The sequence below is a fragment of the Streptomyces sp. NPDC031445 genome (assembly GCF_055581365.1).
Genome location: NZ_JBVIJO010000014.1, coordinates 183,115 through 202,576, shown reverse-complemented (window position 1 = coordinate 202,576; position 19,462 = coordinate 183,115). Strand labels below are relative to the sequence as shown.

Sequence of the window (19,462 nt, the reverse complement as noted above, 5' to 3'; positions counted from 1 at the left end):
GCGAGTACTGGCCGGAAAGCATGCCTCTCCCACCGGGGCGACGGCTGGCACCGGCCAATCTCGCCCCTCGCCGGCGCGGCCCGACCGAGGGCACCAAATGGACTACCTCGCGATGTCCCTGCCCGACGCTGACGAGGCTGCCGAACGCATGGGCCGTCTGGAGAAGGGCGGCCGCCGGCTCGCCGGCCTGCCCGATGCCCGGGCCATCGCGACCACCGGCCGCGCCGCGCGCGACGAGGCCCGGCACGTACTGCGCGAGGCGTGGCGGCTCGGCTTGGAGCACCAGGTGCAGCTTGACGTGCTGTCCGCCTCCGGCCTGCTCGCCGACGACGCCCCGCGCGCCGGGTGGGAGCCCGAACTGCTGCGGGCCCTGGACCGCGCCGCCCGCCTCGCCCTGCTCGGTCCGGCTCCCTGCCGCCGAGAGATCGCCCAGGTCCTGCCTGCCGCCGGTATGGACGAGGCCGGCGGCAAGGACGAGCCGCGCGGCGAGGCCGTGGTCCCACCGAAGCTGGAGGCGGCCATCTGGCTCGCCGCCGCGGAGATCCGGGGGGTGGAGGTGGTGCACGACGCCGTCGACGCCGCAGGGCGCCATGGCGAGGCCCTGGCCTTCGAGTCCCTCGTCGAAGGCACCGAGTACATCTTCGACCGGACCACTCGTTCCGCGTGCCGAAGACGGGAGCCGGACTGGCGCTGCCGATAGGCGAGCAGTCGCCAGAAGCGGTCACCGGCGCAGTCGCCCGGGTGCTGTCCGAGCCCGCGTTCACCCAGGCGGCGCAGGGTCTCCGTGACGAGATCGCTGCCATGCCCTCCGCCTTGCAGATGGCCGCGGACCTGACCAAATGGGTCGCAGCCTGGTAGTGGTAGGCGAGCGCGGTCCACGCGGTGAGAACGGCTGGTGTGGCCGTGCGCGGAAGACTCACGGCGGCCCGTGAAGCCCGGCTCGTCCTCGAGGACGAGCCGGCCTCCACGACGCCGCCGCAGGCGAAGACCTGGCCACAGCGCGGCCGGACCCCGGTGGTGCGGGTCCGCGGCCGCTCCCGCAGACGCCTCTCCATCGCAGTGCTGACTGCTATGAACCCGGTCACCGCTCAAGGCTGATCCATCGGCTCCGCCGCGACGCCGTGGAGGCGTTCGGCGCACCCCGGCGGACCGGGGCTTCGCGCGGTTCCGGAACCTGCCCGAAGACCCTCACCTGCGGCTACCCTCGCTCCGACGTCCCTTCGCGGGGCGGTGCCGTCGAGGCGCGTTCCACGAGTTCGGTGGCGAGTTCGATGTGGTGGGACTCGACCTTCTCGCCGTTGGCCAGCCGGAGGGCGGTGCGCAGGGCGGCACCGCCCATCTCCCGCAGTGGCTGGCGCACGGTGGTGAGTGGCGGTGAGGCCATCCGGGCGAGGCTCGTGTCGTCGAAGCCGACCACGCTCAGGTCTTCGGGGACGCGCAGTCCTCGGGCGCGGGCGGTCTCGATGACACCGACGGCGATCTCGTCGTTGCCTGCGAAGATCGCCGTCGGCGGCTCTCGCAGGTCCAGCAGCGCCGCGGCGCCGAGCAACCCGGTCTCGTACGTGAATTCTCCGGGCGGGGCGTAGGCGTCGGGTACCCGCGCTCCTTCCGCCTCCATGGCGGCACGGTAGCCGTGCAGGCGCGCCTGGTTGCATACGGCCATGGCCGGTCCGCCGAGGTAGGCGATGTGGCGGTGGCCCAGGGACAGCAGGTGCCGGGTCGCGGCCAGGCCGCCGGCGAAGTTGGTCGCCCCGACGCTGTGGACCCGGCTGTCCGGCAGGTGCAGCGGGTCCAGCACGACCAGCGGCAGCCCGGACCGGGCCAGTTCGTTCAGGTGGGCCGTGGTGTACACGCTGGTGACCGCGATGACGGCGCGGCGTCCGGCTGACACCAGCTCCCGGGCCCAGTGCGGGGCATGGGACGCCTTGCTGATCACCACCGAGGTCCCCGATTCGGCGGCGGAGTCGATGATGCCTTCCAGTGTCTCGGCCACGTACGACTTGAGGCCGCCCTTGAACTGCACCTCGATGGTCGGGACTTCGACACCCTCGGTGTGACGGAACACGGGCGCCAGGTAGTGGTGCTGATGCAGCAGTTCCTGCACCCGGGCGCGGGTCTGCGGCGCCACGTCACCACGACCGTTGACCACTTTGGACACGGTCGCGACGGAGACCCCGGCCGCTTGGGCGATGTCCGCCAAAGTGGTGCGCCTGGCGTTCGGTCGCATCGGTTCCTCTCAGCTGTAAGTCCACCGGTGTGGTGAGCCGCCGGTCGGGCCGGCAGGCCGGGTGGAGCCGGTCAACCGTACGGCAACCAGGCACCGGGCTCGTCCGGCGAGGTGTCGACGAGTCCCTCGGCCTCGACACGTCTGGCGACGCACGCGGGATCGCGGCCGGTGCACGAGAGGCGGGACGGGCGCCGCCGGTGCGGCACGACCTGCGCCGAACAGGGTGTCAGCCGCAGTCATCGCCTCGACCGTGACCAGCCTATTTCGAAACGCTTTCGGTCCCGGCTCATGGTTTTCGAGGTGCGTTGCCGCCCAGTTCCAGGCACTCGACCGCAGTTTTACAGAGTCCTCGCACGTACCTTGACACGACGTCAGCCCGAAACCTAACTTGCACGCACAGAGCTCACGGAACACTGTTTCGAAAATCTTTCACCATGACTCACGAGAAGCCGGCGGCTCTCGAGTGCGGAGAAGAAGATGGCGCTCTCCCGACGAACCCTCCTCGGCCTGGCCGCCGGCGTGCCGGTCTCCGCGGCACTGGCGGCCTGCGGCTCGTCCGGCCCCGACAAGAGGGGTGGTGGGGCCACGTACTGGTACCTCAACGGCCAGCCGCAGGAAGGCGTCAGAGGTGGCGCCGTGGACGCGTTCAACGAGGCCCACCCCGAGGAGCAGGTCGAAGACACCACCTTCCAGAACGACGCGTACAAGACGAAGATCAAGACCGCCATCGGTGCCGGGCAGGCGCCCACCATCATCTGGGGCTGGGGCGGCGGGACGCTGCGCACCTATGTGGAAGCGGGCCAGGTCGAGGACCTCACCTCGTGGTTCGACGAGCACTCCGAGGTCAAGAAGCGGCTGTTCCCGTCCTCGTTCGGAGCGGCGACCGTCGACGGCAGGATCTACGCGATGCCGTGCGAGACCGTGCAGCCGATCATCCTCTACTACAACAAGAGGGTCTTCGAGAAGGTCGGCGTGGAGCCGCCGAAGTCCTGGGACGACATCATGGCGCTGGTGCCCAGATTCAACGCGAAGGGCATAGCGCCGTTCTCCCTCGGCGGCCAGTCCCGGTGGACGAACATGATGTGGCTGGAGTTCCTGTTCGACCGCATCGGCGGTCCCGAGGTCTTCCAGGCCGTCATCGAGGGCGAGAAGAACGCCTGGTCCAATCCGGACGCCATCACCGCGCTGACCAAGGTGCAGGAGCTGGTCAAAGCCAACGGGTTCGTCAAGGGCTTCTCCTCGATCACCGCGGACTCCAACGCCGACCAGGCGCTGCTGTACACCGGCAGGGCCGCGATGATGCTGCACGGCGCATGGTCGTACGGCATCCAGCAGGCCGATGGCGGGGACTTCGTCTCCAGCGGCGCACTGGGCTACATGACCTTCCCACCCGTGGAAGGCGGCAAGGGCGATCCGAGTGACACCGTAGGCAACCCCGCCCAGTACCTGTCCGTCTCCTCGAAGGCCGGCGCCGAGCAGAAGAAGATCGCCAAGGACTTCTTCGCCAAGGGCGTCCTCCAGGACGAGGAAGTGAAGAAGTGGATCGACAACGGGTCGGTGCCGATCCGGCTGGGCACGGAGAAGCTGCTGGCCGCCTCCAAGAGCGCCGATTTCCTGCAGTTCACCTACGACATCGCCAGCAAGGCCAAGGTCTTCGGCCAGTCCTGGGACCAAGCGCTCAGTCCGACGGCCGCCGAGACCCTGCTGGACAACATCGTCAAACTGTTCCAGCTGTCCATCTCACCGCAGCAGTTCGCCCGCAACCTGAACGTGGTCACCGGCAAATGAGCTCGCCCACCGCCCGTCCGCCGCGTCGCGAAGCGCGCGGCATCCTGCCGTGGCTGGCGACACCGGCGCTGGTGCTCTTCGTCGGCTTCGCCGTGGTTCCGCTCGTCGGTGTCCTCGCGCTGAGCTTCACCACGTGGGACGGGATCGGCGCCATCCACCCCTCGGGGCTGACCAGTTGGCGTACGGTGCTCACCGACCCCGGACTGCCGCACGCCCTCTGGGTGACGTTCTCGGTGATGGCCGTTTCCTGGGCCGTCCAGACGCCGCTGAGTATCCTGCTCGGCACGTTCCTGGCAGGCCGCCAGCGCTACCGTGCGGTGCTGGGCGTGGTGTACTTCGTCCCCCTGATGCTCAGCTCCGCGGCGATCGCGATCGCGTACAAGGCCCTGCTGGACCCGAACTTCGGGCTCGGTGCCGGGCTGAAGATCCAGGGGCTCAGCCAGGACTGGCTGGGGCGGCCGGGACTCGCGTTCGGGGTCGTCGTCTTCGCCGTCTCCTGGCAGTTCATCCCGTTCCACTCCCTGATCTACCAGGGTGGTGTCCAGCAGATCCCCAAGTACCTGTACGAAGCGGCGCAGCTGGACGGAGCAGGCCGGATCCGGCAGTTCTTCAGCATCACGCTGCCCCAGCTGAGATACACCGTCATCACCTCGTCCACGCTGATGGTGGTCGGATCGCTGACCTTCTTCGACCTCATCTTCGTCCTGACCGAGGGCGGCCCCAGCGACGCCACCCGCGTCCTCGCGCTGGACATGTACAAGCGGGGATTCCAGGCCAGCCTGATGGGACCGGCCAGCGCCATCGCCGTCATCCTGGTCCTGGTGGGTCTGGCCCTCGCCCTGCTGCTGCGCCGGCTCGGAGGCCGGGACGCCGGCGCGAGCCAACTCGAGGGGGCCTGACATGACCACCACGCTCACCGAGCCGCGCCGACCGCGGGAGGCCACCCACCGCGAGCGGCAACGCCACCCGCGTCGGACGGCCCGCCGGCGCAACTGGGCCGGCGGCCTGGCCGGATGGCTCTGGCTCGGCGTCGTCGCCGTACCCCTGTACTGGACCCTCATCACCAGCCTGAAAGCCCAGAGCCGCTACTACGCGAGCAACCCGCTGGTGCCTTCGGGTGACCCGACACTGGACAACTACCGGCTGGTCATCGAGTCCGGCTTCCTGCGCTACTTCCTGAACAGCGTCGTGGTCACCGCCGGCGCCGTGGTGCCGGCGGTCGTGGTCTCCTTCATGGCGGCCTACGCGATCGTCCGCGGCCGGCGCATGCGGGTCCTCCGCGCCATGAACGGGCTGTTCCTCATGGGCCTGGCCATCCCGCTGCAGGCGACGGTGATCCCGGTCTACCTGATCATCATCCGACTGCATCTGTACGACAGCCTGCCCGCGCTGATCCTCCCGTCGATCGCCTTCGCCATCCCCCTGTCCGTGCTGGTGCTCGCCAACTTCATCCGCGACGTGCCCAAAGAGCTGTTCGACTCCATGCGGGTCGACGGCGCCACCGAATGGACGACACTGTGGCGGCTGGCGGCACCGCTCACCCGGCCGGCCATCCTCACCGTGACCATCTTCGACGCACTGACCATCTGGAACGGATTCCTGCTGCCGCTGGTCCTCACCCAGAGCCCCGGCCACCGGACCCTGCCGCTCGCACTGTGGACCTTCCAGGGGCAGTACGGGGTCAACGTCCCCGCCGTTCTCGCCGCCGTCGTCCTCACCACACTGCCCGCCTTGGTCCTGTACGCGTTCGGCCGCCGCCAGCTGCTGAGCGGTCTGACCGCCGGATTCAGCCGCTGACCGACGCCGTGACCGGTGTCCGGCCTGTGCCCGGAACGTCCGGGGAGCCCCGGGACCGAGTCCGGCAGGAACGCGGTGGGACCCGGCAGACCAGGCTCCGCGGCCGTTGCCCGCACGTCCCGGTCCCGACCGGCACCTCATCCACCGGCCCGGACCGGACGACCTGCGTCACCCCCTGGAAGCACCAGCAGCCTCGTCCCCCGGGCGCGGCGGATCCGGGCCGATGCCGGAACCCGCACGCGACCTGCCCCGCCTCGAGTCCCGCCCGTCTACCTGTTCGCCCGTCGCGCCCTGGTCGAGGCCCGATGGGCGTGGGAGGAAAGTGAACGCCATCGTGGCCGTGGAGAACACCCCCGCAATCCCCCTCTGGAACGACACCACCGCCTCCGTCACCGCGAGGGTCGACGCCCTGATCGACGCGATGACCCTCAAGGAGAAGACCGCCCAGTTGTACGGAGTGTGGGTGGGAGCCTCCGACCAGGGCGGTGAGGTGGCCCCCCATCAGCACGACATGGAGGAGGCCGTCGATCTCGACGCGCTCCTGCCCACCGGACTGGGCCAGCTGACCCGGCCCTTCGGCACCGGTCCGGTGGACCCCGCCCTGGGTGCGCTCTCCCTGGCGCGCGCCCAGACCCGGATCGCCGCCACGAACCGGTTCGGCATCCCCGCCCTGGCGCATGACGAGTGTCTGGCCGGCTTCGCCACCTGGGGAGCGACCGCCTACCCCGTTCCGCTCTCCTGGGGCGCCACCTTCGACCCGGACACGGTGCGGCGCATGGCCACCGCCATCGGCCGCGACATGCGTGCCGTCGGCGTCCACCAGGGACTCGCGCCCGTCCTGGACGTCGTGCGCGACGCCCGCTGGGGCCGGGTCGAGGAGACCATCGGCGAAGACCCGTACCTCGTCGGCACCATCGGGACGGCATACGTGCAGGGCCTCGAGTCCGCCGGGATCGTCGCCACCCTCAAGCACTTCGCAGGCCACTCGGCCTCCCGCGCCGGCCGAAACCTCGCTCCCTCCTCCGTGGGCCCGCGTGAGCGCGCCGACGTTCTGCTCCCTCCCTTCGAGATGGCGATCCGTGAAGGCGGCGCCCGGTCGGTGATGAACGCCTACACGGACACCGACGGCATGCCCTCCGCGGCCGACGAGGACCTGCTCACCGGGCTGCTGCGCGACACGTGGGGCTTCGACGGCACGGTCGTCGCCGACTACTTCGCCATCGCCTTCCTGAAGACCCTGCACGGCATCGCAGCCGACTGGGCCGGTGCCGCCGGCGCGGCGCTGCGCGCGGGCATCGACGTCGAACTGCCCAATGTCAAGACGTACGGCGCGCCCCTGGCCGAGGCCGTCGCCGACGGCCGTGTTCCGGAGGCGTTGGTCGATCGCGCCCTGCGCCGGGTACTCACCCAGAAGACTGTGCTCGGCCTGCTCGATCCGGACTGGAACCCCGTGCCGGCCGCCCTCGACGGCGCGGACCCGGACGACCCGGCCGCCCTGCGCGGCCGGATCGACCTGGACGGTCCGGAGAACCGCGCTCTGGCCCGCACGGTCGCCGAGGAAGCGGTCGTGCTGCTGAGCAACGACGGCACCCTGCCCCTCGGCAGGCCGCGCCGCATCGCCCTGCTCGGTCCCAACGCCGACGAGCCCACCGCCGTACTGGGCTGCTACTCCTTCCCCCAGCACATCGGCGTCCACCACCCCGCGACCCCACCGGGCATCGCGCTGCCCACGCTGCGCGAGACCCTCGCCACCGAGTTCCCCGACGCCGAGGTCACGGTCGCCCGCGGCACCGGAATCGACGACGGAGACCTCTCCGGCATCCCCGAGGCCGCCCGGGTGGCACGCGAGGCCGATGTCGCCGTGGTGGTGCTCGGCGACCGTGCCGGGCTCTTCGGGCGGGGCACCAGCGGCGAGGGGTGCGACGTCGACGCGCTGGCGCTGCCCGGCGCGCAGCAGCACCTGCTCGACACCCTGCTCGACGTGGGGACACCCGTGGTCACCGTGCTGCTCGCGGGACGACCGTACGCACTCGGCCGCGCCGTGCAGGAGTCCGCGGCGATCGTGCAGTCCTTCTTCCCCGGTGAGGAGGGCACGCACGCGATCGCCGGGGTGCTCAGCGGCCGTACCAATCCCTCCGGGCGTCTCCCGGTCAGCGTGCCGCGCGGTCCGGGCTCACAGCCGACCACGTACCTCGGGGCGCGGCTCGCGCACGCCAGCGAGGTGTCCAACATCGACCCGACACCCGCGTTCGCCTTCGGCCACGGCCTGTCCTACACGAGGTTCGACTGGGCGGACCTGACCGTGAACGTCCAGGAGGCCCCGACGGACGGCGAGTTCGTCCTCGCCTTCACCGTCCGCAACTCGGGCGGGCGGTCCGGAACGGAGGTCGTCCAGGTCTATCTGCACGACCCGGTCGCCTCCGTCGTCCAGCCGGTGCAGCGCCTCGTCGGCTACACCCGGGTCGGCCTGGAGCCGGGCGAGGCCCGCCGTCTGCGTGTCACCGTCCCGGCCGATGTCGCCTCCTTCACGGGACGCGACGGCCGGCGCGTCGTCGAACCGGGCGAGCTGGAAGTGCGGTTGTCCGCCTCCAGCGCGGATCCGCGCCTGACGGCCAGGGTCACGCTGACCGGAGCCGAGCGCCACGTGGATCACACCCGGCGCTTGCACGCCACGGTGGGGCAGGAGCCGGTCGCCCAGGCGTGAACCGGGCGAGCGCGGCGCACGTCGCGGCAGGGGCGGCGCCGCGCACCCGGACCGCGGGGCCGGTCACGTGGTGACCCGGGCCCGTCGGTTCCGGGGACTTCGTCAGCTCACAGCACCCCGCGCCGCGCGAGGTTGCGCATCAGCGCTCGTACCCCGAACGTCCACGGCGCGGCCTGCTCGCTGGGGACGACCGTGTTCACCAGCGCGCCGAGTCGCGGGCTGGAGATCCGCACGACGTCGCCGTACTCGTGGGTGAAGCCCGCGCCGGGTGCCCGCCGGTCCTCGGTGGGGGCGAACAGCGTTCCGGTGAACAGCACGAAGCCGTCCGGGTATTGATGGTGCGCACCGTGCGTGGCGGCCACCAGTTCCGTTACGTCGCGGCTGATCTCGCGCATGGAACTGCTGCCGTGGAGTACGTAGCCGTCCGTGCCGTCGATCCGCAGGCCGATGTCGAGCCCCCGTACCGTGTCGAGGTCGAAGCCCTCGTCGAACAGGCGGATGAAGGGGCCGATCGCGCACGAGGCGTTGTTGTCCTTCGCGCGGGACAGCAGCAGGGCGCTGCGCCCCTCGATGTCGCGGAGGTTGACGTCGTTGCCGAGCGTCGCGCCGCGTACCCGGCCGCGGGAGTCCACGACGAGGACGACCTCGGGCTCAGGGTTGTTCCACACCGAGGAGCCGAGCACTCCGATGTCGGCGCCGGTTCCGACCGCGGACAGTACCGGCGCCTTGGTGAACACCTCCGGGTCCGGCCCGATCCCGACCTCCAGGTACTGCGACCACAGTCCTTCGGAGGCCAGCAGTTCCCTGGCCCTTGCCGCTTCCGGCGATCCGGGGCGGATGCCGTCGAGCGCACCGCCCACCACCTGCTTCACGCGGGCCCGGACCCCGGCGGCCCGCGCCGGATCGCCGCCCGTGCGCTCCTCGATGACGCGTTCCAGCAGACTCCGCGCGAAGGTGACACCCGCGGCCTTGATCACCTGCAGGTCGACGGGGGCGAGCAGATGCGGAACGTCATGGCGGCCCGCCGGTGCCGCCAGCAGTTCGTCCAGGCGCCAGGTGTGTCCGCCGCCGGCCTCGCGGACGACCGTCACCGCGTCGTCGCGTTCCATCAGTTCGGAGACGGTGGGCGCGATGGCCGTCAGGTCGACGACCTGATCGCCCCGGACCGCGGCCACACAGGGTCCGTCCCATTCCGGGTGGTGGACGCGCGCGACGAGAGCGGCTCGGCCGGAGTCCTCCGGCAGGACGGAGGCGGCCGTGAGGACCGGACGAGGGCGGGCTGCTGCCGATTCCACGATCGATGCTCTCCTGGATTCGGGGATACGGTCGACTGGCGCGGAATCAATGGGAGTCGCGGGGGACCCCGTGTCCACGGCATCCCCGCAGGAAGCCGAAGTCGGCGCCCCGGTCGGCCTGTTCCACGTTCTGGGTGTAAAGCCAGGTGTAGCCGCTGGTGTGCTGTTCGACGGGGGCCCGCCATGCCTCCCGGCGCCGCGTGAGCTCGGCGTCGTCCACGTCCAGGCACAGGGTGCGGTTCGGGACGTCGAGGACGACGGAGTCCCCGTCGCGCACCAGGGCGAGCGGTCCGCCGACGGCGGCCTCGGGCGTCACGTGCAGGACCACCGTCCCGTACCCGGTGCCGCTCATCCGGCCGTCGCAGACGCGCACCATGTCCTTGACGCCGGCCTTCAGCAGCTTGGCGGGCAGCGGGACGTTGGAGACCTCGGGCATGCCGGGGTAGCCCTTGGGGCCGGCGTTGCGGATGACGATGACGGTGTTCTCGTCGACGTCGAGTTCCGGGTCGTCGGCCACCTCGTGGTAGGCCTCGGGGGAGTCGAAGACGCGGGCGGGGCCGCGGTGGGTGAGCAGGTGCGGCGAAGCGGCGGACTGCTTGATCACGGCACCGTCGGGGCACAGATTGCCGCGGAGGACGGCGGTACCGGTGCCGGCCGGCTGGAAGGGGGCGTCCAGGCTGGTGATGACGTCGGAGTCAAGGCATTCGGCGTTCTCGGTGTTCTCCGCGACGGTGCGTCCGGTCACCGTGATCTGTCCGCCGTGCAGCAGCTCGCCGCGGAGCAGTTCGGCGATGACGGCGGGCAGCCCGCCCGCGTAGCAGAAGTCCTCCATGAGGTACTTGCCGCTGGGCATCAGGTTGACCAGGGTCGGCACCGCGCGGACCAGGTCGTCGAAGTCCCGCAGGCGCAGGTCGACACCGACGCGTCCGGCGATGGCGGTGAGGTGGATGATCGCGTTCGTGGAGCCGCCGATGGCCGCGTTGACCCGGATGGCGTTCTCGAACGCCTCCCGGGTAAGGATCCGTGACGGGCGGAGCTCCTCCTCCACCATCCGTACGATGCGCTGCCCCGCCGCCTGCGCGGTCTCCATCCGCCGGGCGTCGACCGCGGGCCAGGCCGCCGAGCCCGGCAGCTGCATGCCGAGCGCCTCGGCCATGCAGGCCATCGTCGAGGCGGTCCCCATCGTCATGCAGTGCCCGTTGGAGCGGGCCATGCACCCTTCCGCGAAGAAGCACTCCTCCTCGGTCATCCGGCCGGTCTTCAGGTCCTCCTCGAACTTCCACACGTGGGTGCCGGATCCCACGTCCTGGCCCCGGTACTTGCCGTTGAGCATCGGCCCGCCGGTGACCATGACGGCGGGCAGATCGACGCTGGCGGCGCCCATGAGCATGGCGGGGGTCGTCTTGTCGCAGCCGGACAGCAGCACGACTCCGTCGAGCGGATTGGCCCGGATCAGCTCCTCGACCTCCATCGCCATGAGGTTGCGGTACAGCATGGCGGTGGGGCGCATCAGGGTCTCGCCGGTGGCCATGGTCGGGAACTGGAGCGGCAGGCCGCCCGCCTGCCACACGCCGCGCTTGACGGCCTCGGCGACGCGTGTCAGATGGGCGTTGCACGGGGCGAGTTCGGAGGCGCTGGTCGCGATACCGATGACGGGACGCCCGTCGAACACCTCGTGCCCGAGTCCCTGGTTGCGCATCCAGGAGCGGTACAGCATCCCGCTGCGGCCCCGTGCCCCGAACCATGCCTGGCTGCGGCGGCTCGTCTTCTGACCGTCGGTCATGTGGTCACTCCCGTGGCTCCGGCGTCGTCCGCTTCGCGATGGGGCGTTGTCGGGTGAGGCCCTGCGGGCCGTACCCTGTGACGCAATCATTAAATGATTCGATGAATGGCGTCCAGGGGGCGGGCAGAGATCGTGGTGGACTTCCTGACCATGCACCAGCGCGTGGTCGACGAACTCGGGCGGCGCGTCGTGGGTGGCGTGTGGGAACCGGGGAATCCCCTGCCGGTCGAGGACGCGCTCGCGGCCGAGATCGGTGTCAGCCGAGGTGTGGTACGGGAGGCGGTCAAGGCGCTGGTGGCCAAGGGCATGCTGCACGTACGCCCGCGCACCGGCACGCGCGTACTGCCTCCGGAGCAGTGGAACCACCTGGACCGTGACGTGCTGCGCTGGAAACAGGCCGGGGACGCCACGGCCCTGCTGCGCGACACGGGTGAACTGCGCCGGATCGTCGAGCCCGAGGCGGCCCGGCTCGCCGCGGACCGGGCCGGCCCCGACGATGTACGAGTGCTGTACGACTCCCTGGCGGCCATGGAGGCCGCGGCGGCGGAACCCGGCCGCCGCGGCTACGTCGAGGCCGACATCGCCTTCCACCGCGCGCTGCTCGACGCCAGCGGCAACCGTCTCCTCGGCTCGCTGGGCCGCGCTGTCGACATCGCACTGGAACACAGCTTCCTCATCAGCACCCAGACCCCCGGCGCGGTGGAAGCCTCGCTGCCGGGTCATCGCGCCGTCGTGGAGGCCGTCGAGGCCCGCGATCCAGCGGCCGCGGCGGCCGCCGTACTGGCCATCATCCAAGCCGCCGACAGAGAGATCACCCAGTCACCCGGAATGCCGAGCGGTACGCCGAGCGACGCCGGGTGACCTGTCACGGCCGCGACCCCGCGGTGCCTCGGCAGGGGCACGGAAGCGGTCGGCGCCGACGGTTCTCGTCAGACCTCCGGCAAGCCGACCGCGGTCCGCGCCGCGTGCCTGCCGGCCGAGCGGCGGGGGAGGTCAGGTGGGGACGGCTGGGCCCCCGGGCGTACCTGTCCGATGCTCGACGATAGGTGAACCGGCTGCCAGGGCTCGCCGGGATCAGGCGGCGAGGCGCTTGAGTGGTTCGTCAGCGGCGGGAGGCTTCCTCCAAGTCCGGCGGCGGATCCGGTGCGGGCCGAGCCAGTCCGCGATGGCGCTCAGGCGTGGCCGGGTCATGCCGGCCCTGGAGCCCCGGCTCAGACACCAGCCGCAAGGTAGGTCGCGGATAGCTGGACGGGCCCCCGTTTCCCTGTCCTGGGCGCCGCCGTTGGCCTGATCGATTGATCGAGGCCAAGGGGCGCGCTGCCGTCAGTCGCGCATCACAGGCAGCTTTCGCCTCGGCAGCAGTGCCGACGCGTCCTGCGAGGTCTTCGCGGACCCGCCCACGCGGCCATGGCCGTGCGGACATCCACAATCAGGCGGCTCTGTGACCGTGAACGAAGTCCGGGACTGCGTTAGTGGTGGAGGCCATGTCCGTGATGCCTCCGGTGGTCGGGGCCGTGCGTGGACTGAGGGAGGCAGGTGAGCGGCGGTCGTCGCGGCGGGCAGAGCGCGGTGCCCGGCGGCGAGTGCCGTTCTGCCGCCGCCGAGGGGGCCGCTCAGCCAGACGATCAAGCTTCTCCCTTGGTCGCGGCGACTGTGTCGGTGCGCCGGGCAGGAGCCGGGAGGTGCGCGTCCCGGCCCGGCCACCGGAACACCAGCCGGGAGGAGACCTTGTCCAGGACGTCCCCGGCGGGGAGCAGATGGTCGGGCGTACCGGCCGGGTGGACGGTCAGGACGGGATCGGCGTGCTGGTCGTTGGCGTCGGCGCGGACATGGCGGTCCCAGGCCCGTACCGTGGCCGCGAGCTGCGCGGCGAGCACGGGCCCCTGCTCGCCGAAGGCATGCACGACCCATTCCCACTCCTTGTCCTCCGGGCGCTCGCCGTGCCGGGTCTGGAGGCAAGTCAGGTAGGCGAGCGAGGCGGTGCCGAGGACCGTTGGTGCGTTCCGGCCCTTCGGGATGGCGGTGACGCTCGTGTCCTGGTGGGCGTGCAGGCGGCAGAAGGTGGGAAGGGTGGTGGCCGCGTACAGCTGCAGGGAGCCGAAATAGGCGCCCGCCCCCATCGTGATGCCGGTGGCGACTTCGTGCCGCCGGCCGCGCAGTGCCTCGTTCAGCCCGCGGGTGTCGGCGGCGGCGCCGTCGTCGAAGCGGAGTGTCAGCGCACCGTCGAGAAGGGGGACGACCGGGACCGGGCGGGCCCGCTGCCCCTGGTCGCGCACGAATCCGCAGTAGGTGAAGTGCCGGGCGTGCAGTACCTCGCCGCGCCGTTCGAACGTGACCGCCCGGGTGTAGCCGCTCATCTCCAGCGGCAGGACGAGGCGTCCGCCTTCGGCCAGCTGCTCGCGCCAGGCAGGGGAGACGTCCCGGCAGTTGTAGGTGATCACGCTGCCGTCGAAGCCGCCGCGGGGCACGAGCGGTGCGGGGGCGCCGAGGGCCGCGTCGGCCTCGACGGCGGTGACGCGTCCGCTGCCGGCCTCCGTGAGGAAGGCGCGGGTGCGGCGCACGACCCACGGGTCGATGTCGACGGTCACCACCCGCCCTTCGGGCCCGGCGACGTGAGCGATCAGCTCGGCGTTGTAGCCACCGGACCCCCCCTCGAACACGATCGCGCCCGGCCGCAGGCGCAGGCTCTCGGTCATGTCGGCCTGGAGCCAGGCCGCGGACACCGAGCTGATCGCCGTCCCGGTCTCGTCGCGGCGGGTGACGACGGCCCGGCCGCCACCGTCGTAGGCGGCCGCGAGGTTCGCCTCCGGGGCGAAACGATGGCGCGGCACGGCCCGCAGCGCACTGCGGACGGGCTCTGACGGGGCCCAGCCGCCCTCGATCACCGTCTCGGCCATCGTCTGGCGCAGCCGGACGGCCTCGGCCGGCTCACCCGGCACGGGCGGCCGGTCGGCGGCGAGCGGGTAGGAGACCACGGGCGGCAGGTCCGGGATGACGCCGGGCCACACGGCATCCAACGCGGACGCGGCGGGGACGAAGATGTCTTTGACACAGGCGAGCGCGTGCAGGTCGAAGAACTCCCAGCGGTCGAACTTGTCCTCCTCCGGGTTGGTCAGGGTGCCCGTCCACGCGGTGATGCGGACGACGGCCGTGAGCCGTGGGATGCCGTGGCTGTCGTCGACCAGCATCGTCACCACGTGCGCGGCGCCCGGGCCGGCGACCAGGCCCGTCTCCTCGGCGAGTTCACGCACCGCCGCGGCGGCGAAGCCTTCCGCGCCGCGGGTCTTGCCGCCGGGCAGCTCGAGCATGCCGCGGCGGGACCGGCCGAGCAGGACCCGGCCGGCGTCATCGGTGACGACGGCGAGGGCGCCGGTCAGGGCATGGGCGGTGGGCGGCCGCTTCTCGACGGCCTGGGTGCCGGTGTGGCAGGGGCCGCGCAGGACCAGGAAGGCCAGACCGTCCGCGTCCAGCCGCTCCACCCTCTCCCATCCGGCGGCGAGCACGGCGATCTCGTCCTCGTCCAAGGCGATCCGGCGCCGTTCTTCGGGCGTGTTCGCCGCCACCGGGGTGATGACGACGAGAGCGCCGCCGTCCCGCAGCCGCTCCCCAAGAGCGTGAAGGACGCGACCGCGGTCCTTCACGAACGGGTACATCAGGCGCATCACGACCAGGTCATACCCCTCTTCGTGCAGCGGGGCCGGGTCGTCGCGCTCGATGTCCAGCTGCAGCCACCGAACGCCCTCGACGTCGGCGTGCTCCTCACGGGCCCGCGCGAGCGCGCTGCCGGCGAAATCCAGGGCGTCCACGGCGTAGCCGAGGAAGGCGAGGTAGGCGGCCAGCTCGCCCGTGCCGCATCCCACGTCGAGCGCCCGGCCGCCGTCGTCTGGGGCAGGGGTGTGTCCGGCGAGGAGCTCCCGCTCCCGTTCACCGACCTGCCGGAAGCTCTTGCCGTCGCGGAAGTGCTTTTCCCACTGATCGCGGGCGGTGTTGTACGTCAAGGTGCTGCTCCTCGTACGTGGGTGCGGTGGGGTCAGGGGCGTTGTACGGCGCGGAGCCGGGCCAGCGTGCGCCGGCCGCGTTCGACGAGCTCGGGGTCGCCGTGGGCGGCGCCGTAGGAGAGGCCGGAGACGGAATCCAGGACGGAAAGGACCGTGAGCTGGGCGTCTTCCTGCGGGGTGAAGTGGCGGCCGTAGCCGTCCATCACGGCCTGCTGAAGGTCGGGGCGGCCGTGCCAGGCATCGGACAGCCGCACGAAGTCTCGGACCCCCGGCCCGGCTTCGGACCGCTCGAAATCGATCACATACAGGACATCGGCGTCTTCGTCCCATCGCAGATTGCGCAACTGGAAGTCGCCGTGTGTGGGGACCGCATCGAGGGCGGGCAAGCCGGCGGCCCTCTCGGTGGTGGCGCGGATGAACTCTTCGTCCCCGGACTCGAGGTGGGGCCGGGCTCCGTTCAGGTGCCGCTCCAGCTTCCCCAGGGGCAGGGTGCCGGCGGCCGGGCGCGGTGGGGCGCTGGTGTGGATGGCGGCTGCGAGTTGCCCGATGCGGTGGAAGATGTGGCGCTGCTGCTCGGGCGAGCAGGTGGCGCCGTGCAGGGACTGGCCTCCCACCGCGGTGAGTACCACCGCCGGCAGCCGCGCGTCGGCGGCCACCAGACGGGGCGCGGCCGGGCCGAGACCGGGCACCCAGCTGCGGAGCGCGGCGACTTCTCGCTGGTGGAAGCGGCCGTTCTGGTGGATCTTGACGTACCACTCCGCCCCCTCGGCGCCGCTCGCCCGCCAAACGCGGCTCTCCTCACGCGCCCAGGACACGTCCGTCCAGTCGGCGATCCGGCCCACCGCCCGCTCGGCGAAGACGCGCACGTCCCGTGGGACCGCGCCGGGGCTGCCGGGTTCGGGGACCAGGACCAGCCGGTCGGCGGCGGGGTGGTAGGCGATCGGGTCGCCGGGCTGCTGGAAGTGCAGGGCCATCCGCGCACCGGCCCGGTAGGCGTCCAGCCCGGCCCGGCAGTACGCGACCACCGGCTCCGGAAGCCTGTCGAGCGCGAACCAGTCCATCGCGTCGCACACCTGGGGCTCCATGACCTTCGGGGTGCCGTCCCAGTGCCGGACCTCGAAGAACACCCCAAGCCGGGCCGCCCCGGCGGGGGAGCGGTGGTGCACGGTGACGGCCGCGCGGACGTCGGCCGGATCGACGACGATGCCGGCCTCTTCCCGGGTTTCGCGCACCAGGGCCGTGACCACGTCCTCCCATGGACCGTCCAGGTGCCCGCTGACCAGATGCCAGCATCCCGCCGCGTACACGTCGCCGGCCCGCCGGGACAGCAGCACCTCAGGCCCTGCTGGGACGTCGCGCAGGGCGATGAGGTGGACGTCGAGCGGCTCGGTGTGCCGCTGGGTGCCTGTCACGCTTCACCGCCGGGGCGGCGGGCGAGCAGCACGTGTCCGGTGCTGGTGCCGAGGTCCAGCACGATCCGACCGAGTTCCCAGGCGGCACTGCGATGCCCCGGGGGCCTGAAGTCGATCACCGCGGCGACCGCCTCGCCGCGCAGCAGCAGGTTGGGGGAGGCGAGGTCCCCGTGTACGACCTGCGCCGTCAGCGTGACCGGCAGCTTCACCAGGCGGGCCGCCACCTCGGGAAGGGCGGCAAGACGCTGTTCCGCGGTCTGGGCGCACCAGGCGGCGAACCCTTCCGGTACAGGCGGTGCGACGGTCCAGCGGGCGAGCGGTTCCTCCAGCCGCCCTCCGGCCCGCGCGATCTCGCAGACCTCGGGGGCTGGCACAGGGCGCGGCGGTCCGACGGGGTGGCGGGCCAGGGCCCGGTGCAGACGGCCCACGGCCTCGCCCACCGCATCCCACCGGCCGTCGAACAGCCCGTCCTCGGCCGTCTCCGCGTCCGCGACGTACTCCGTCACGGACACCGACAGTCCGACGGCCGACGCGATCATCTCGCCGGTCACCGTCCGCCGCACGGTCGGCACCGGAACCCCGGCCGCTCTGGCCGCCTCGCCCAGAGCCAGGGCCTGCCGCTCCCCCTCTATGCCTGCCCCAGGGGGGTACGCCTTCACGAACCACCGCCGGCCTGCGCGGTCCTCGGCCAGGTGGTTACGGGTCGCCGTTCCTGCCGGGCCCTCGCCGGCCGCAGTCGGCGTGATCCGGTACAGCAGTGCCAGGATCCCGGCCACGACCATGACGTCGGACTCGGCACTCATCCCGGAACCTCCGACGGTCCCGGCCTCGCGGACGGACGGGGCGCGCCGCTCGGGCCCGTACCCGGTGGGTGTGCTCACGCTGTTCACCAGCCCAGCTCGGAGTAGGTGCGGCCGTCGGCAATGGCGGTCAGAGCCGTCCGGGTGGGGGACGAGTCGCTCCGGGAGCTCGTGCGGCGGCCACCACTGCCAGGCCAGGCACTTGTCGGTCTCGAGAACCTTGGGGTCTCCCTTCCAGCGGCGCGCGCGGAACACGAGATGCATCAACGGCTGTCCGCCCGGGGTGTCCACGACGTGGACGACATGCAGCAGCTCCACGTCCGAGGGGTCGATGACCAGCCCCGCTTCCTCTCGCGCCTCCCGTACCAGGCACGTGACGGCGGACTCCTGCTCGCACTTGCCTGCCAGGTAGTGCCAGGTGTTCCCCGCGTACGCGGAGCCGGGGTGGCGCAGGCCCAGGAGCACCCGGCCTTCGCCGTCCTCCAGGTGGAGGTGGACGCCGATGCCGTTGAGCACGGTCCGGCTGCCCCCGTCCCACAGGGGAGGGGCCGCGTCGGGCTCGTCGCTCGGAGGGTTCTCGGCCGCGTGCCGGCGGATGAGGTCTCGCGTCGCGGGGCTCAGCCGGAGCCGGTCCAGGACGTCGGGGGTGAACCACCGCAGCAGCACGCCCTCGCGCAGCCGGAGCCGGTCGGGGTTGCCGCGCCAGCGGCCGGTGAACACCCGCATCGGGACGCTGAGGCCGTCGACGCTGGTGGCCGTCTCCACGGCGTACGGCTCCAGGTCCGCAAGGCGGAGATCGGGGACTCCTTCAGCCAGCTCCCGCAGCAGAGTGCCCTCAAGGTCCTGGTCCTCGTGCGTGCGGCCACCGCCGAGCAGGGCGAACGCTCCCGGCTGCCACATGCCGGGTTTGTGGTCGCGCAGATGCAGAAGGTAGCGGCCCTGCCCGTCGTGGATCAGTGCGGACGCGTTCACCGGCTCCGGCCGACCGTCCAGCTGGGCGTGCAGGAGCTTCGTGCGCAGCGTCGGCGAGGTGACCTCCGGCATGGCGAGCCACCGCGAGCCGGACACCTCCTCGTTCTGCAGGGTGATGGCCGGCGGCTCGTCGCTGGCGAGGTAGAACGCGTATCGGAAGTCGTAGTGCTGGTGGGCCGGTTCGCCTTTCGAGGGGCTGGCGTCGATGCCGTGGACGTCGATGTCGACCGGTGAGCCGAGCGTCTGCCGGGTCAGGCACAAGGCCCCGGGCGCGATCCCGGCCTCCTCCGCCACCTCGCGCAGCGCCGCGGCGAGCAGCGTGCGGTCCTCGGGCTCGACGTGGCCGCCGGGGGTGAGCATCAGGCCGCCGGTGGCCCGGTGCCGGATGTGCAGGACCCGGCAGTGGCGGTCGACAACGACGGCACTGCACGTGATGTGGCCGGGCAGCGTCGTGCGGGCGGTCACGTCGACAGGCCTATCCAGGGCGGCGAGCAGTCCGGCCAGGGCATCACGCTCGTCAGGGTGTCGGCCGAGGTACGCCTCGACGGTCTTGCGGATCGAGGAGGAGCTGGGGGGCACGGGTCTCGTCTCACCTTCGGCGTTGGGGCGGGGGACTACGGGTCCGGGCTTGTGGCCTCGTGAGTGGGTCAGCTCGTCGTCTTGCGCGCGGCGTCCGAGATCCCGGT

Annotated in this window: 12 protein-coding genes and 1 pseudogene; 7 read left to right on the top strand and 6 right to left on the bottom strand. The window is 71.6% G+C overall.

What is annotated here, in order from left to right:
• Positions 1 to 97 precede the first annotated feature (97 nt).
• Together ACZ5DC_RS31935 and ACZ5DC_RS31930 are read left to right on the top strand one after the other, a co-directional pair.
• Positions 98 to 700, top strand: coding sequence for a hypothetical protein (locus ACZ5DC_RS31935; protein ID WP_468658460.1), 603 nt, complete (start codon positions 98 to 100; stop codon positions 698 to 700).
• Between the two features lie 182 nt (positions 701 to 882).
• Positions 883 to 1,118 (top strand): annotated as a pseudogene (locus tag ACZ5DC_RS31930) (IS630 family transposase); the annotation flags it as partial.
• Positions 1,119 to 1,198: 80 nt separating this feature from the next.
• On the opposite strand, the gene ACZ5DC_RS31925 reads toward ACZ5DC_RS31930, so the two are convergent.
• On the bottom strand, positions 1,199 to 2,227 hold the full coding sequence (locus ACZ5DC_RS31925; RefSeq protein WP_468658458.1) for a LacI family DNA-binding transcriptional regulator: 1,029 nt from the start codon (positions 2,225 to 2,227) through the stop codon (positions 1,199 to 1,201).
• Positions 2,228 to 2,704: 477 nt separating this feature from the next.
• Here ACZ5DC_RS31925 and ACZ5DC_RS31920 point away from each other — a divergent pair, with 477 nt between their 5' ends.
• The 4 genes from ACZ5DC_RS31920 to ACZ5DC_RS31905 all read left to right on the top strand — a co-directional run bounded on the left by ACZ5DC_RS31920 (position 2,705) and on the right by ACZ5DC_RS31905 (position 8,516).
• Complete coding sequence (locus ACZ5DC_RS31920; protein WP_468658456.1) at positions 2,705 to 4,015, top strand: extracellular solute-binding protein; 1,311 nt, start codon at positions 2,705 to 2,707, stop codon at positions 4,013 to 4,015.
• Complete coding sequence (locus tag ACZ5DC_RS31915; protein ID WP_468658454.1) at positions 4,012 to 4,914, top strand: carbohydrate ABC transporter permease; 903 nt, start codon at positions 4,012 to 4,014, stop codon at positions 4,912 to 4,914. Before ACZ5DC_RS31920 ends, ACZ5DC_RS31915 begins: the two co-directional genes overlap by 4 nt.
• Before the next feature lies 1 nt (position 4,915).
• Positions 4,916 to 5,812, top strand: coding sequence for a carbohydrate ABC transporter permease (locus ACZ5DC_RS31910; protein ID WP_468658452.1), 897 nt, complete (start codon positions 4,916 to 4,918; stop codon positions 5,810 to 5,812).
• A gap of 322 nt (positions 5,813 to 6,134) precedes the next feature.
• Positions 6,135 to 8,516, top strand: a complete 2,382-nt coding sequence (locus ACZ5DC_RS31905) for a beta-xylosidase/alpha-l-arabinosidase (protein WP_468658450.1) — start codon at positions 6,135 to 6,137, stop codon at positions 8,514 to 8,516.
• 107 nt (positions 8,517 to 8,623) lie between these two features.
• On the opposite strand, the gene ACZ5DC_RS31900 is transcribed toward ACZ5DC_RS31905, so the two are convergent.
• Entirely contained in the window at positions 8,624 to 9,811 is a 1,188-nt protein-coding gene (locus ACZ5DC_RS31900) for a fumarylacetoacetate hydrolase family protein (protein ID WP_468658448.1), read from the bottom strand.
• Positions 9,812 to 9,857: 46 nt separating this feature from the next.
• Positions 9,858 to 11,594 (bottom strand): IlvD/Edd family dehydratase, encoded by a 1,737-nt coding sequence (locus ACZ5DC_RS31895; protein WP_468658446.1) that lies wholly within the window; start codon positions 11,592 to 11,594, stop codon positions 9,858 to 9,860.
• A gap of 105 nt (positions 11,595 to 11,699) precedes the next feature.
• Between ACZ5DC_RS31895 and ACZ5DC_RS31890 the strand changes: the two genes are divergently transcribed.
• A complete protein-coding gene (locus ACZ5DC_RS31890) occupies positions 11,700 to 12,455 on the top strand; it encodes a FadR/GntR family transcriptional regulator (RefSeq protein WP_468658444.1) in 756 nt (251 codons plus the stop codon).
• A 764-nt stretch (positions 12,456 to 13,219) separates the two neighbouring features.
• On the opposite strand, the gene fxlM is transcribed toward ACZ5DC_RS31890, so the two are convergent.
• Genes fxlM through ACZ5DC_RS31875 form a run of 3 tightly spaced genes read right to left on the bottom strand, consistent with a single transcriptional unit; the run spans position 13,220 to position 19,355 of the window.
• On the bottom strand, positions 13,220 to 15,592 hold the full coding sequence (gene fxlM, locus ACZ5DC_RS31885; RefSeq protein WP_468658442.1) for a methyltransferase, FxLD system: 2,373 nt from the start codon (positions 15,590 to 15,592) through the stop codon (positions 13,220 to 13,222).
• A gap of 32 nt (positions 15,593 to 15,624) precedes the next feature.
• Entirely contained in the window at positions 15,625 to 17,004 is a 1,380-nt protein-coding gene (locus ACZ5DC_RS31880; protein ID WP_468658440.1) for a phosphotransferase, read from the bottom strand.
• A complete protein-coding gene (locus ACZ5DC_RS31875) occupies positions 17,001 to 19,355 on the bottom strand; it encodes an NUDIX domain-containing protein (RefSeq protein ID WP_468658438.1) in 2,355 nt (784 codons plus the stop codon). The genes ACZ5DC_RS31880 and ACZ5DC_RS31875 overlap by 4 nt, the downstream gene beginning before the upstream one ends.
• Positions 19,356 to 19,462: the final 107 nt, after the last annotated feature.

Coding starts and splice junctions, on each gene's coding strand:
- ACZ5DC_RS31935 (WP_468658460.1), top strand. CDS start 98: ATGGACTACCTCGCGATGTCCCTGCCCGACGCTGACGAGGCTGCCGAA.
- ACZ5DC_RS31925 (WP_468658458.1), bottom strand. CDS start 2,227: ATGCGACCGAACGCCAGGCGCACCACTTTGGCGGACATCGCCCAAGCG.
- ACZ5DC_RS31920 (WP_468658456.1), top strand. CDS start 2,705: ATGGCGCTCTCCCGACGAACCCTCCTCGGCCTGGCCGCCGGCGTGCCG.
- ACZ5DC_RS31915 (WP_468658454.1), top strand. CDS start 4,012: ATGAGCTCGCCCACCGCCCGTCCGCCGCGTCGCGAAGCGCGCGGCATC.
- ACZ5DC_RS31910 (WP_468658452.1), top strand. CDS start 4,916: ATGACCACCACGCTCACCGAGCCGCGCCGACCGCGGGAGGCCACCCAC.
- ACZ5DC_RS31895 (WP_468658446.1), bottom strand. CDS start 11,594: ATGACCGACGGTCAGAAGACGAGCCGCCGCAGCCAGGCATGGTTCGGG.
- ACZ5DC_RS31890 (WP_468658444.1), top strand. CDS start 11,700: ATGGCGTCCAGGGGGCGGGCAGAGATCGTGGTGGACTTCCTGACCATG.